Origin of the sequence: Bradyrhizobium japonicum USDA 6 (assembly GCF_000284375.1) — a bacterium.
In the GTDB taxonomy this organism is placed as follows: domain Bacteria; phylum Pseudomonadota; class Alphaproteobacteria; order Rhizobiales; family Xanthobacteraceae; genus Bradyrhizobium; species Bradyrhizobium japonicum.
Map to the genome: position 1 here is coordinate 3698944 of NC_017249.1, position 12217 is coordinate 3711160.

The window sequence follows — 12217 nt, forward strand, 5'->3', positions numbered from 1 at the left end:
TTCTGTCGCAGCGCAAACGCCGCCTTACCATACATTGCAGGTCGGACAGCGAAACCGTCCGGCTCGCATGGCTTGCCTGATTGTTTGAACCATGAAACATTTGCGCCAGTCGGGTTGGGTGGCGCCGGTCGGCGCCGGAGCAGCGGAGTGGGCATGATGCGAACCGTGTCGAAGTGGATCCTGGCTTTGGGAGCGGCGGCGGCTTTGAGCGCGGGGGCGGGCCCGTCATGGGCACAGCAGACCATTCGCGTCGGCTGGACCATCCCGGCCGAAGAATCCAAGTACTGGATGATGCGCAGGCCGGCTGAGTTTCCCAATATCGGCAAGGCTTACAATATCGAATGGACCCAATTTCAGGGCACCGCGCCGATGACGCAGGCATTGGCGGCCGGCGCGCTGGATTGCGCAACGCAAGCGCCGCTGTCGCTGGCCAACGGTGTGGTCGGCGGCAATCTCAAGGCCTACATCGTGGCGCAGCACGTCTTCGAGAAGCCCGGCGGTTTCTCGGTCTATTGGGCGGTGATGGATGACTCGCCGATCAAGACGATCGCCGATCTCAAAGGCAAGACGGTCGGCATTTCCGTGATCGGCGGCGGCACACAAGGCCCCTTCAACTTGTTGCTCAAGCAGAATGGCGTCGATCCGGCCAAGGACATCAAGCTGGTCGAGGTCGGTTTTGCCGTCTCCGAAGATGCGCTGCGCCAGGGCCGTGTCGACGCGGTCAACATGAACCAGCCGTTTGCCGCACGTGCGGAGGCGAAGGGTGGCACAAGAAAGCTGTTCTCGTTGTCGCAGGCGATGCCGAACATCGTGCACATCCTGGAAGCCTGCCGCGCCGATTTCGTCGACAAGAACCCCGACTTGGTGAAGGCCTACGTGCGTGACATTACCTCAGGTATGAAGAAAGCGCTGGCCAACCGCGAAGAGACGCTAAAGGTCGTGAATGAGGTTCTGAAGGCGCCTATTCCGGTGCTCGAGACCTATCTGCTCAAGGACAACGATTTCGGCCGCGATCCGGGTGCGGCGCCGAACTTCCCCGCGATCCAGAAGATGCTGGACATCTACGCGGAGACCGGAATGCTGCCGAAGCTGGATGCCACGCAGTTCAAGCACGCGACGATCGTCGCGCCGCTGGAATAGGCGACGGGCGAATTGTCCGAACGAGGGGGGGGCGGCGTCCCGGACGTTGCATGAAGAAGATGCACGCATGAAGAAGTTGCGATCACGGGTCACGACTGACGGCCTCGACCGGGCCCCGCACCGCGCTTTCATGCGCGCAATGGGGCTCGACGACGCCGCGATCGCCAAGCCGATGGTGGGCGTCGTCAGCATGAAGGGCGAGCAGACGCCCTGCAATATGACCCACGACTTCCAGGTGGCCGCGGCCAAGACGGGAATCGAGGAGGCGGGCGGCACGCCGCGCGAATTCTCCACCGTGTCGGTCTCCGACGGCATCAGCATGAATCACGAGGGAATGAAGTTTTCTCTCTTTTCGCGCGAGCTGATTGCCGATTCGATCGAGGCCGTCGTTCATGGTCTCGCCTATGACGCGCTGATCGGGTACGGCGGATGCGACAAGACGCTTCCCGGCGTGATGATGGGCATGGTTCGTTGCAACGTACCGTCTATTTTCATCTACGGCGGCAGCTCGCTGCCTGGCCGGGTGGACGGGCGGACTCTCACGGTGCTCGACTCCTATGAAGCTGTCGGCAGCTTCATGACCGGAGAGATCGACGGCGCCACGCTCGAGCGGATCGAGCGCGCCTGCCTGCCGACCATTGGCGCGTGCGCCGGCCAGTTTACCGCGAATACGATGGGGATGGTGTCGGAGACGATGGGGCTGACCATTCCCAACGTCTCGATGGTGCCCGGTGTCTATGCCGAACGTGCACAGATCTCGCGCCGCGCCGGGCGACTGGTGATGGAGATGCTGGAACGTGGCGGCCCGCTGCCGCGCGACCTCGTGACTCGGAAATCCCTCGAGAACGGAGCGGCGATTGTTGCCGCCACCGGCGGCTCGACCAACGCCGCGCTGCATCTGCCGGCGATCGCGAATGAGGCCGGGATCGCATTCACGATCGACGACGTCGGCGAGATCTTTGCAAGGACACCGCTGATCGGAAACTTGCGACCGGGCGGCAAGTACACCGCGAAGGATGTCTACGACATCGGCGGCGCGGCCGTCGTGATCCGCGAGTTGATCCAGAGCGGGCACATCGATGGGAGCTGCTTGTCCGTCACCGGGCGCACGCTCGCCGAGGAATATGGCGCGGCCAACGCTCCCGATGGTGAGGTTGTTTACGCGTCTCGTGCACCGATCATGCCTGATGGTGGCGTGGCGGTTCTGAAGGGCAATCTCTGTCCAGACGGCGCGGTGATCAAGGTCGCGGGTTTGAAGAGTCAGCACTTCGAGGGCGTTGCGCGCGTCTTCGAAAATGAGGAGGCATGTGTCAAAGCCGTCCGTGACCGCACCTACACGGCGGGCGAGGTGCTGGTGATCCGCAATGAAGGGCCAGTCGGCGGCCCGGGCATGCGCGAGATGCTCGGCGTTACCGCGCTGATCTACGGCCAGGGTATGGGCGAGAAGGTGGCCCTGATCACCGATGGACGGTTCTCCGGCGCTACTCGCGGCATGTGCATCGGCTACGTGTCCCCCGAAGCGTTCGTCGGCGGTCCGTTGGCGCTTGTTCACGACGGCGACAGGATCCGGATCGATGCCGCAAACCGGCGGATGGATATGCTGGTCGACGAGCAGGAACTCAAGGCGCGCCGACGCGATTGGAAGCCGAGGCCGCCCCGTCACCGTGCAGGTGCGCTCGCAAAGTATGCGCGGTTGGTCGGACAGGCGCCGGGCGGAGCCGTGACACATGAGGGCCCTGCAGAATGGCCTTGGTTCGAATGACGCGCCGCGCCCGTGCGAGAATGACCGCCTGTCTGGCAAGTTTCTTGCTAAGCTCGCTCAGCTGATGGAGGACATCAGCGGATCGGTTGCGTGACGTTCGCGCGTGAGTCAAGCGAGAGACGGGATGAGGGTAGTGCCTTCGAGATCGAGCGAATGGGTGAATCCGGTGACGTTACAAAGGCCGGCTTCTGCGATCATCGAGATCGACCGCGTCTCCCAGGTTTTTCAGACCTCGGCGCGTAAGGATCATTTGGCGCTATCGGACATCTCGCTGACGATCGAGGAAGGGGCCTTCGTCTCCATCCTTGGTCCGTCCGGCTGCGGCAAGTCGACACTTCTTTATGTCGTCGGCGGCTTCGTCAGTCCGACCAGCGGCGTGGCGAGAATGAAGGGACAGACGATCACGGGCCCAGGTCCGGATCGCGGACCAGTGTTTCAAGAGTTCGCTCTGTTTCCCTGGAAGACGGTGCTGGGCAATGTGATGTATGGCCCGCGCCAGCAAGGTGTGCCTGCCACCGAGGCCGGAGCACAGAGCCGGGCCTTGATCGAGATGGTCGGCCTCAAAGGCTATGAGAACTTTTATCCCAAGGAGCTCTCGGGTGGCATGAAGCAGCGCGTCGCGCTGGCCCGGACATTGGCTTACCATCCTGAAGTTCTGCTGATGGACGAGCCGTTCGGCGCGCTCGACGCGCACACCCGTACACGCCTCCAGAATGATCTCCTGAACATCTGGGAGCGTGACCGCAAGACGGTGCTGTTCGTGACCCATTCGGTCGACGAGGCCGTCTTCCTGTCGGACAAGGTCGTGATGATGTCGAAATCTCCCGGCCGCATTCGGCAGGTGATCGACATCGATCTGCCTCGGCCGCGTCGCCGCAACGAGCTGTTGCTCGATCCGCGCTACCAGAAATACGTCGTCGACATCGAGCGCATGTTCGACGAGGTCGACGAGACTGGATCGCCGTCATGACACCGCTGGCTGCCGCCGCCAGACGTGCCGCCCCGGTGTTCGCTTGCATCGGGCTGCTGGCAGTCTGGCAGGTCGCGTCGCTCTTGCTGAAGAATGACAGCTTTCCGACAGCGATCGAGGCGATCCGCGCGATCCCGGACATCCTTGGCGACAAGGAGTCGCTGATCAACATCCTGGCCTCGCTTCGTCGCATGGCGATCGGGTTCGGTGTAGCGGTGCTCGTTTCGATCCCGCTGGGTCTGATGATGGGGCGTAGCCGCGCCGTCGCGGCCTTCTTCAACCCGCTTCTGATGGTGATCTATCCGGTGCCGAAAGCGGCGCTGATGCCGATCATCATGCTTTGGCTGGGCGTCGGCGACATCACGAAGACGCTGGTGATCTTCCTCGGCGTCAGCCTTCCCGTGATCTATCACAGCTTTGAGGGCGCCCAGGCCGTCGAAGAGAAGATGTTGTGGTCGGGCGCCGCGATGGGACTTTCGCCGCTGCAACGGCTGGTGCGGATCGTGCTGCCGGCAGCGCTGCCGGAGATCCTGACCGGATGTCGCACCGGTCTCGTGCTGGCGTTGATCACGATGATCACCAGCGAGATGATCGCTCGCCAGTCCGGCGCCGGCAACATTCTGTTCAATGCGCTGGACATGGGCCAATACGACACCGTCTTCGCGATGATCATCATCGTGGGGGCGATGGGAATTTGCCTCGATGCGATTTTCGAGCGGGTCCGCGCACGGTTGGTGCGCTGGTCCGAGCCTCAATTCGACATGCCGCTGAGCTTCTCATGACATCGCGTCTTCCCTCAGCAAACGTCGTTCTCGGGCTCGCGCCAATCGTGCTGGTGATCGCGGTTTGGCAAGGCCTCGTATCGTTCGGCTTTGCGCCTGCGGTCTTGCTGCCGCCGCCGGGATACGTCTTCAGCAGGTTGCTCCAGCAACTCGTGACGTGGACGTTTCAACAGGAGATCGCAGCGACCCTGATCCGGCTGTTTGCCGGCTTTGCGATTGCGGTCGTGCTCGGCGTAGGTATCGGCATCGCTGCGGCCGCCAATCCAGCGATCAATGCCGTGGTCCGGCCAATCGTGCGCGTATTGGCGCCGTTGCCTAAAGTCGCACTCTATCCGGCGCTGCTGCTTCTGCTCGGCTTCGGCCACGGATCGAAGATCACGCTGGTGGCGGCGGACGCACTCTTTCCCATTCTGCTGTCCACCTATTACGGCGCATCAGCCGTCGAGCAGAAGCTGATCTGGTCGGCGATGGCAGCGGGAACGCCGCGCTATGAAATCTTGTTCAAGGTGGTCTTGCCGGCCGCGATGCCCTCGATCCTGACCGGCTGCCGGATCGGCCTTGTCATTTCCTGCATCGTGGTGTTTCTGGCCGAGATGATCACGTCGACGGACGGGTTGGGGCACGTGCTGGTGACGGCGGCCCGGACCTTTCAGGCCGTCGACATGTTCGTACCGCTGATCACGATTTCGCTGCTAGGGTTGATCCTGAACGGCTTGCTGGGTGCCGTGCGATCGTATCTCTTGCGGGGCTTCCCCGAAGCGTGATCTGACTGAACAGAAGAACCAGAAGACCGGGAGTGAACCATGCTGGCGGATCGCATCGAGGCAAAATGGATCGACGCGTTTTGCGAGATCTTTGAACGCTGCGCCGTCAAGGCCGGCGACACCGCGGCGATCCTCTCGGAAACACAATCGCGTGCGCTGAACGTTCATTTGGCGGAGCTCGCCCTGCTGCGGATGGGCGCGCGGCCGTTTCATGTGGTGATGCCGACGCCGCGTAACCGGAATATCGTGCCGGTTCGCTCGACCGGGGCAAGCGAGGCAATCCAGCGGCTTGGTCCGGTCATCACCGCACTCCAGCAGGCCGGCTTTGTGGTGGATTGCACCATCGAGGGCCTGATGCACGCGGCGGAGACGCCGGAGATCCTCAAGGCCGGTGCACGGATACTGGTGATCTCCAACGAACACCCGGAAGCGCTAGAGCGGATGGTGCCGGATCCCGCACTTGAGAAGCGTGTTCGCGCGGCGGCGAAGTTGTTGCGTGGGACGAAGCGGATGCGCGTGACATCGAAGGCCGGCACGGCGCTCGACGTTGACATGGTCGGTGCGTCCACGGTCGGCGTGTGGGGTTGGACCGACAAGCCAGGCACGCTGGCGCACTGGCCAGGTGGCATTGTGGTTAGCTTTCCCAAGAGCGGAACGATCAACGGGACGTTGGTGATGGCCCCCGGTGACATCAATCTGACCTTCAAGCGCTACCTGGCGTCCCCGGTGAAAATGACGCTGAAGGACGATTATGTTGTCGAGCTGGAAGGCGAGGGCACGGATGCGGCGATGATGCGCGCCTATCTCGCGGCGTGGGGCGATCGCGAGGCCTATGCGGTCTCGCATGTCGGTTTCGGCATGAATCCGGGGGCCCGCTATGAAGCCCTCTCGATGTATGACCAGCGCGACACCAACGGCACTGAAATTCGTGCCGTCTCCGGCAATTTCCTGTTCTCGACCGGCGCGAACGAATTTGCCGGCCGCTACACGGCGGGCCACTTTGATTTGCCCATGATGGGAACGACGATCGAACTCGACGGCGTCGCGGTCGTGCGCGAAGGGGTGCTGCAGGACGTCTTCGGCTAGCTGCGGTCGAGGACCGGTGGGCGCGCCAGGCCGAAATGCCGGAGCAGGTCGACCATGGCCTGAAGCCGCTTCACGCGATAGGCATCGACGTCCATGCCTGAATAATCGAGGAAGCCGGCACCCGTTCGCAGGCCGATCCGGCCTTCATGCATATTGCGGGAAATGACGTCCGGCGCGCGATAGCGGTCGCTGCCGAGCGCGCCTTCGAGGTACCGGCTGGCGTAGTACAAGATGTCGCCGCCGCCCCAGTCGATGAACTCGAGCAGTCCGAGCACGGCATAGCGGAAGCCAAAGCCGTAACGGATCGCTTTGTCGATCTCCTCGGCGCTGGCGACGCCTTCCTCGACCATGCGTGCGGCCTCGTTCATCGCCAGTGCCTGGATGCGCGGGACGATGAAACCGGGCGTCGCCGCGCAGACCACGGGGACCTTTCCGATGGCTTCGAGCAGCGCCTTGACCTCATCGATGATGGCGGGATCGGTGGCTTTGCCGGGCGAAACCTCGACCAGCGGGATCAGATAGGCCGGATTGAGCCAGTGCACATTGAGGAAGCGGCGAGGGTTCACGATCGCATCGGCGAGATCGTCGACGAGGATGGTTGACGTGGTCGAAGCGATGATCGTATCCGGACCGACTTGCTTTGAAGCCGCCTCGAGCACCTCGCGCTTGAGCTCGACGACCTCAGGAACGCCCTCGAAAACCATTCCGGCGCCGGACAGCGCTGCGCCGCTTCGGCTGGCTGGCACCACCGAGACCCGTGCGACAAGCGGATCGACATCTGCCTCGCTCAGCAGTCCCAGCTTCGACAGGCTGGCAAAGGTCTTCCTGACTTCGTCGCGCGCGTCCGCCTCCAGCCTGGCGAAGTCTTCCGCGGAACGGCCCTTGATGTCGATCATCGTGACCGTATGCCCTGCGTAGGCGAACGCGACGGCGATGCCGCGCCCCATGCGGCCGGCCCCGAGGCAGGCAATGTTGGCGCGCCTGGTCATCGGTCAAAATCCCCTGCGAAGAAGCGCCTGGAGCTCGGCCTTGCCGAGATTGCCAAGCCCCAGCGTCTCGAGCGTTCGGCCGCCCTGAGCAAAATCCTCGCCGCAAATCGCACCGCCGATGGCCAGAAAGGCCTTGGCCAACGGCGTGGGCGAGTCCGCCAGGGCGGCGACGGAGACCAGCAGCGACAGCCCAAGCCGCAGATCCTCACGCATATAGCGGTGCTCGGTCAGCACGATCCGCTCACGCCAGTCGCCGGAATCGGTCAGCCGGTCGTGCGAGCCACGGCCATACATCCAGATCTCGCCTTCTTTGGCGTAGTGGTGGGCCAGCGGAAAATGCGGCGCGCCATAGCCAAGCGCTTCGCGCACCGCGATCCGTTCTGCGTCGAGCGCGTCGGTTACCCGGCGGATCGCGGCCTGCGTTCCTTCCTTGTGGATGTCCCATCGTTCGAAATGCTCGATCGGACCGGCGTTCATCACGATCAGTGGCGGGTGAATGATGGGCCCGGCATTCGTCAGCGCGCCGGAGAGCGCATCGCCACACGGCTCGATCGCATCAGGGAAAGCGCGTCCGATCACTTCGAGTGCATGCGCGGCCTGATCGAGCGGAAACACGCCGACCGGCAGCCGCTTGGCGCGTATGGTGATCGCGACTTCGAACGGCCCGTGCTTGCGGGTCAGCCAAGGCAGCGTGCCGGTCTCGGCAAAGCTTGCCCTGGCATGGTTTCCGGCATCCCGTGCGGCTTGGGCGAAGATCATCGAGCCGAATGTGGCGGGCGGCAGGAACACGACCTGGCCGTCCCGCAAATGCGGAGCGAGCAAACGAGCAATGTCCGGCTGCGCGAAGGCAGGGGCGGGGCACAGAATCAGTTCGGTGCTCTCAATTGCTTCGCCGATATCGGTCGTCACCAGCGCGAGCTTCACATCGTGCCGGCCATTATGATCCTTGACCAAGATTTGCGAGCCGGCGGCCCGATGCGCCGCCACCTGATCGGCGTCGCGGCGCCAGAGCCGGACCTCATGCCCCGACAGCGCAAAATCGCCCGCGGCCGCGAAAGAGCCGTTTCCCCCACCCAGTACTGCAATCTTCAAGATGCTTCTCCTTGCGCGCGCGACTGCGCATCGAGCTCCTTCAGCAGGAAATGCTGGACCTTGCCCAGTGCCGTGCGCGGCAGGTCGTTGACGAAGACGATGTCGCGCGGAACCTTGTAACGGGCGAGCTGCGTCTGAAGATGCGCTCTCAGCTCCTCCGCTTCGAGCCGGCAGCCGGACCGCCCGATGACATAGGCGATCGGCACCTCGTCCCAGCGCGGGTCCGGCCGGCCGATCACGGCGCATTCCCTGACATCGGGATGTTCGAGCAGGACGCGCTCGACCTCGGCCGGATAGACGTTCTCGCCGCCGGAAATGATCACATTCTTCTTGCGGTCCCGGACCCAGAAATAGCCGTCGGCATCGCAAAGGCCGATATCGCCGGTGCGATACCAACCGTCGTGCAGCGCATCGCGCGTGGCATCCGCATTGCCCCAATATTCGAAGAACACGGTGGGCCCTCGGACGGCGATTTCGCCCGGCGTGCCCGCAGGGACCTCATTGCCGGCCTGATCGATCACTTTCGCTTCGCAGCACAGCCCGGCAAGTCCGGTCGATCCCGCGCGCGAAAGGTCGCCGCCAAGCCGGGTGTAGATTGCGATGGGGCAGGTTTCCGTCGATCCATAGACCTGAAGCACCGGAACATCGCGCGCCACGAAGCGATCGATCAGGTGCGGTGGCACGATGGTCGAGCCGGTCGAGACGGCTTTGAGCGACGAGAGATCGGTCGTTGTCCAGGCGGGATGCTCGCTCACGGCCTGGAGGATTGCAGGCACCATCACAGTCAGGGTCGGTCGTTCCCGTTCAATGGCCGCGAGCGCAGTATCCGGCGTGAAGCGGTCGTGGATCGTGACGGTCGCACCAAGCTGCAGCGCCGGCGTGGTCTGGATGTTGAGGCCGCCGACATGGAAGAATGGCAGTACCGTCAGCACGTGATCATCCGACGTCATGTTGTGCATGTGCTGGCTCATGACGCCGTTCCAGAACAAGGCTTCTTGCCGCAGAACAGCGCCCTTCGGCCGTCCCGTCGTTCCAGACGTGTAGACGACGAGCAGCGGGCAGGAGAGATCAGTGTGCGGATTGCGGCCGCTGCCTTCGCTGCGAGCCAGCAGGTCTTCGAATGTCACGCCCCGCGACGGCGCGAAATCGAGGCCAATGACGGCCGTCCCCGGCGCAAGCTCCGGGAGAACTCCGTCAAATGCCCGCTCGAGTACCAGGACCTTTGCGCCCGCATCGGTGAGAATGAAGCGCTGCTCGGCAACCGCCAGTCGCCAGTTCAGCGGCACCAGCATCGCACCAAGTCGCGCGCATGCGTAGAGCAGAACCAGATAGTCCGGCCGGTTCAGGCTCAGGATCGCGACGCGGTCGCCTCGGCCGACGCCGAGTTCCTGCTTCAACGCCGTGGCGGTCCGTTCGATACGCGCGGCGAGTGCGGCGTAGCTCAGCCGCTCACCCTCGAAGGCGATCGCCGTCTTGTCTGGCGCGAACCCCGCGTTGCGATCGATCAGACTACAGAGGTCCACGGTCAGTCGTCCGTTTCACCGGCCTCGTACAGCGCCTCGCGCCCGATGCGGTCGAGGCAGAGCTCGGCGGTCCAGGGCAGCATCAGCGAGCCGCAGCGGCTGTCGCGATAGATGCGCTCCAGCGGCAGCGAGCGGAGCATGGCCTGACCGCCGCAGGTCCGGATCGCGAGCGCGGCGAGCTCATTGGCGCCCTCCATCACCGAATATTGCGCGGCATAGGCGCGCAGCACCTGCTCCTTGCTTGGATTGGCGTGGGCCTCGGTGACCGCCTGGAACCAGATCGCCTTGATCTGCTCGAGCTTGATCTGCATCTGCGCGACCGCGATCTGCTTGGTCGGGTACATCCGACGCTTGACCGGCGGCATGCCCGGTACCTCGCCGCGAAGATAGCGCACGGTGAAATCATAGGCGGCTTGCGCCAGGCCCATATAGGTCGGCGACAGCGTCAGGAACATGTGAGGCCAGCGCATCGCCGCCTGGAAATAGACGCCGCGCGGCATCAGCGCGGAATCCTCAGGGACGAACACATCCTTGAACAGCAGCGTGCGAGAGACTGTGCCGCGCATGCCGAGCGGATCCCAGTCGCCGACCACCGAGACACCGTCCGATTTCGCGGAGATCGCGAGGTAGAGGGTGTTGCGCCGCGAGGCTCTTTCGCCCTCCTCCATCTCGGTGCAGAGCACGCCGTAATAGTCGGCATGACCGGACAGCGATGCAAAGATCTTCTTGCCGTTGACGATCCAACCGCCCTTCACGGGCTTGGCCTCCGTGCCGAACGCGACGCCGCCGGCCGCGGCCGCTCCGCCCTCGGAAAAGGGCTGCGAGTAGATCGCGCCATCCTCAACAATACGCTTGTAATGAACCGCACGCCGCCGCTCGTGCTCGGCGCGGGTCTCCACGTCCATGTCGAGATCGTCGGCGAGCGGACCTGACCACAGGGTCGAGCAGACGTGCATGTTCCAGGTGAGGGCGGTCGCGCCGCAATAGCGGCCGATTTCGGCTGCCGCCAGTGCGTAAGTTTGATAGTTCGCGCCGAGCCCGCCATGCTTCTTGGGAACCGCGATGCCGAGCAGGCCGACGCGATGCAGGTCGCGATAATTCTCTGTCGGGAAGATCGCCTCGCGATCGTAAGTCGCCGCACGACCAGCGAACACGCTCTGGCCGATCTCGCGGGCGCGCGCGATGATGCCGGCCTGCTCGTCGTTCAAGCGGAATGCGACGGGATCGAAGATCGGAGCATCCAGCGCGACCTTGCCGGTTGCGCCAATGTTCTTTCTGACTTGCATGGTCATTGCGCAGCCACCCTACGTTTTGGTCGCGACGGAATTCAGGAACCGGCCGACGGCTTCGTCGAATGCGTCAGGGCGTTCGAGGTTGGCGAGATGGCCGACCCCAGCCAGCTCGACATATTCGGCAGAGGGAATGAATGTTGCTGTCTTTGCCATCATGGGGGCAGGCGCGTTGTTATCCCTGGAGCCGGACAGCAACAGCGTCGGGACGGAAATGTCTCTGAGTGTGCTGCGCTGATCGAAGCCCATCAAAGCCAGCATCATGGCGCGATAGCTTGCCTCGGGCACGCTTGCCATGCACTCGCGCGCAAGCTCCATTCCCTTCGGATCGGGATCGTCGCCGACAAGCTCTTTCACCAGGGAGGGAGCCAGCGACTTCATGGTCTCGCCGCGATCGAGTGGCCCAAGCCGCGCCGCGATGAACGATTTTTGCCAATCGCCATCGGCCTTGCCGAAGGCCGGGCTGGTCTGCGCGAGGACGATCGCGCGGGCCAGTTTCGGAGATTGCGCCAGCCATTTCTGGACGATCATGCCACCGATCGAATGGCCGACGAGAATTGGCTTGGCTGCACCAAGCTGCTCAATGAATTGCTGGAGCGCATCGGCAAGGGCCGCGATGCTGACGCTGGCGAGCGACGCCGACCTGCCGTAGCCCGGCATATCCCATGCAATCGCGCGGAACTGGGTGCTGAATCTGGCAAGCTGCTGCCGCCAGGCCCGTGCCGCGCCGCCAATGCCATGCAGGAAGATCAGAGGTGTCGCGTCCGGATCGCCCGCGGCTTCGTAGGCGAAGCGGCCGTCTTTTGTTATCATTGGCGCA

At 63.5% G+C, this 12217-nt stretch carries 11 protein-coding genes; 6 read left to right on the top strand and 5 right to left on the bottom strand.

The genetic code is table 11. The features are described from left to right. Window positions 1–156 precede the first annotated feature (156 nt). From BJ6T_RS17315 to BJ6T_RS17340, 6 genes are all read left to right on the top strand, one after another. On the top strand, window positions 157–1140 hold the full coding sequence (locus BJ6T_RS17315; RefSeq protein ID WP_014493744.1) for an ABC transporter substrate-binding protein: 984 nt from the start codon (window positions 157–159) through the stop codon (window positions 1138–1140). A 67-nt stretch (window positions 1141–1207) separates the two neighbouring features. After that, on the top strand, window positions 1208–2902 hold the full coding sequence (ilvD, locus tag BJ6T_RS17320) for a dihydroxy-acid dehydratase (protein WP_014493745.1): 1695 nt from the start codon (window positions 1208–1210) through the stop codon (window positions 2900–2902). Window positions 2903–3026: 124 nt separating this feature from the next. Next, window positions 3027–3872, top strand: a complete 846-nt coding sequence (locus BJ6T_RS17325) for an ABC transporter ATP-binding protein (protein ID WP_039227764.1) — start codon at window positions 3027–3029, stop codon at window positions 3870–3872. Continuing rightward, window positions 3869–4654, top strand: a complete 786-nt coding sequence (locus tag BJ6T_RS17330; protein ID WP_014493747.1) for an ABC transporter permease — start codon at window positions 3869–3871, stop codon at window positions 4652–4654. Before BJ6T_RS17325 ends, BJ6T_RS17330 begins: the two co-directional genes overlap by 4 nt. Beyond that, window positions 4651–5418, top strand: a complete 768-nt coding sequence (locus tag BJ6T_RS17335; RefSeq protein WP_014493748.1) for an ABC transporter permease — start codon at window positions 4651–4653, stop codon at window positions 5416–5418. The genes BJ6T_RS17330 and BJ6T_RS17335 overlap by 4 nt, the downstream gene beginning before the upstream one ends. 39 nt (window positions 5419–5457) lie before the next feature. Continuing rightward, window positions 5458–6504 (top strand): 2,5-dihydroxypyridine 5,6-dioxygenase NicX family protein, encoded by a 1047-nt coding sequence (locus BJ6T_RS17340; RefSeq protein WP_014493749.1) that lies wholly within the window; start codon window positions 5458–5460, stop codon window positions 6502–6504. Here BJ6T_RS17340 and BJ6T_RS17345 read toward each other — a convergent pair. Genes BJ6T_RS17345 through BJ6T_RS17365 form a run of 5 tightly spaced genes read right to left on the bottom strand, consistent with a single transcriptional unit; the run spans window position 6501 to window position 12210 of the window. Continuing rightward, window positions 6501–7493, bottom strand: coding sequence for a 3-hydroxybutyryl-CoA dehydrogenase (locus BJ6T_RS17345; RefSeq protein WP_014493750.1), 993 nt, complete (start codon window positions 7491–7493; stop codon window positions 6501–6503). The genes BJ6T_RS17340 and BJ6T_RS17345 overlap by 4 nt on opposite strands. A gap of 3 nt (window positions 7494–7496) precedes the next feature. After that, on the bottom strand, window positions 7497–8585 hold the full coding sequence (locus BJ6T_RS17350) for an NAD/NADP-dependent octopine/nopaline dehydrogenase family protein (protein WP_014493751.1): 1089 nt from the start codon (window positions 8583–8585) through the stop codon (window positions 7497–7499). Further along, window positions 8582–10108: a class I adenylate-forming enzyme family protein gene (locus BJ6T_RS17355; RefSeq protein WP_014493752.1), complete on the bottom strand. Its 1527-nt coding sequence runs from the start codon at window positions 10106–10108 to the stop codon at window positions 8582–8584. The genes BJ6T_RS17350 and BJ6T_RS17355 overlap by 4 nt, the downstream gene beginning before the upstream one ends. A gap of 2 nt (window positions 10109–10110) precedes the next feature. After that, window positions 10111–11400, bottom strand: coding sequence for an acyl-CoA dehydrogenase family protein (locus BJ6T_RS17360; RefSeq protein ID WP_014493753.1), 1290 nt, complete (start codon window positions 11398–11400; stop codon window positions 10111–10113). Window positions 11401–11412: 12 nt separating this feature from the next. Continuing rightward, window positions 11413–12210 (bottom strand): alpha/beta fold hydrolase, encoded by a 798-nt coding sequence (locus BJ6T_RS17365; protein ID WP_043900210.1) that lies wholly within the window; start codon window positions 12208–12210, stop codon window positions 11413–11415. Window positions 12211–12217: the final 7 nt, after the last annotated feature.

Bases quoted from the DNA above. Each gene is read 5' to 3' on its own strand.
- BJ6T_RS17315 (WP_014493744.1), top strand. From the start codon at position 157: ATGCGAACCGTGTCGAAGTGGATCCTGGCTTTGGGAGCGGCGGCGGCT.
- ilvD (WP_014493745.1), top strand. From the start codon at position 1,208: ATGAAGAAGTTGCGATCACGGGTCACGACTGACGGCCTCGACCGGGCC.
- BJ6T_RS17325 (WP_039227764.1), top strand. From the start codon at position 3,027: ATGAGGGTAGTGCCTTCGAGATCGAGCGAATGGGTGAATCCGGTGACG.
- BJ6T_RS17330 (WP_014493747.1), top strand. From the start codon at position 3,869: ATGACACCGCTGGCTGCCGCCGCCAGACGTGCCGCCCCGGTGTTCGCT.
- BJ6T_RS17335 (WP_014493748.1), top strand. From the start codon at position 4,651: ATGACATCGCGTCTTCCCTCAGCAAACGTCGTTCTCGGGCTCGCGCCA.
- BJ6T_RS17340 (WP_014493749.1), top strand. From the start codon at position 5,458: ATGCTGGCGGATCGCATCGAGGCAAAATGGATCGACGCGTTTTGCGAG.
- BJ6T_RS17345 (WP_014493750.1), bottom strand. From the start codon at position 7,493: ATGACCAGGCGCGCCAACATTGCCTGCCTCGGGGCCGGCCGCATGGGG.
- BJ6T_RS17360 (WP_014493753.1), bottom strand. From the start codon at position 11,400: ATGACCATGCAAGTCAGAAAGAACATTGGCGCAACCGGCAAGGTCGCG.
- BJ6T_RS17365 (WP_043900210.1), bottom strand. From the start codon at position 12,210: ATGATAACAAAAGACGGCCGCTTCGCCTACGAAGCCGCGGGCGATCCG.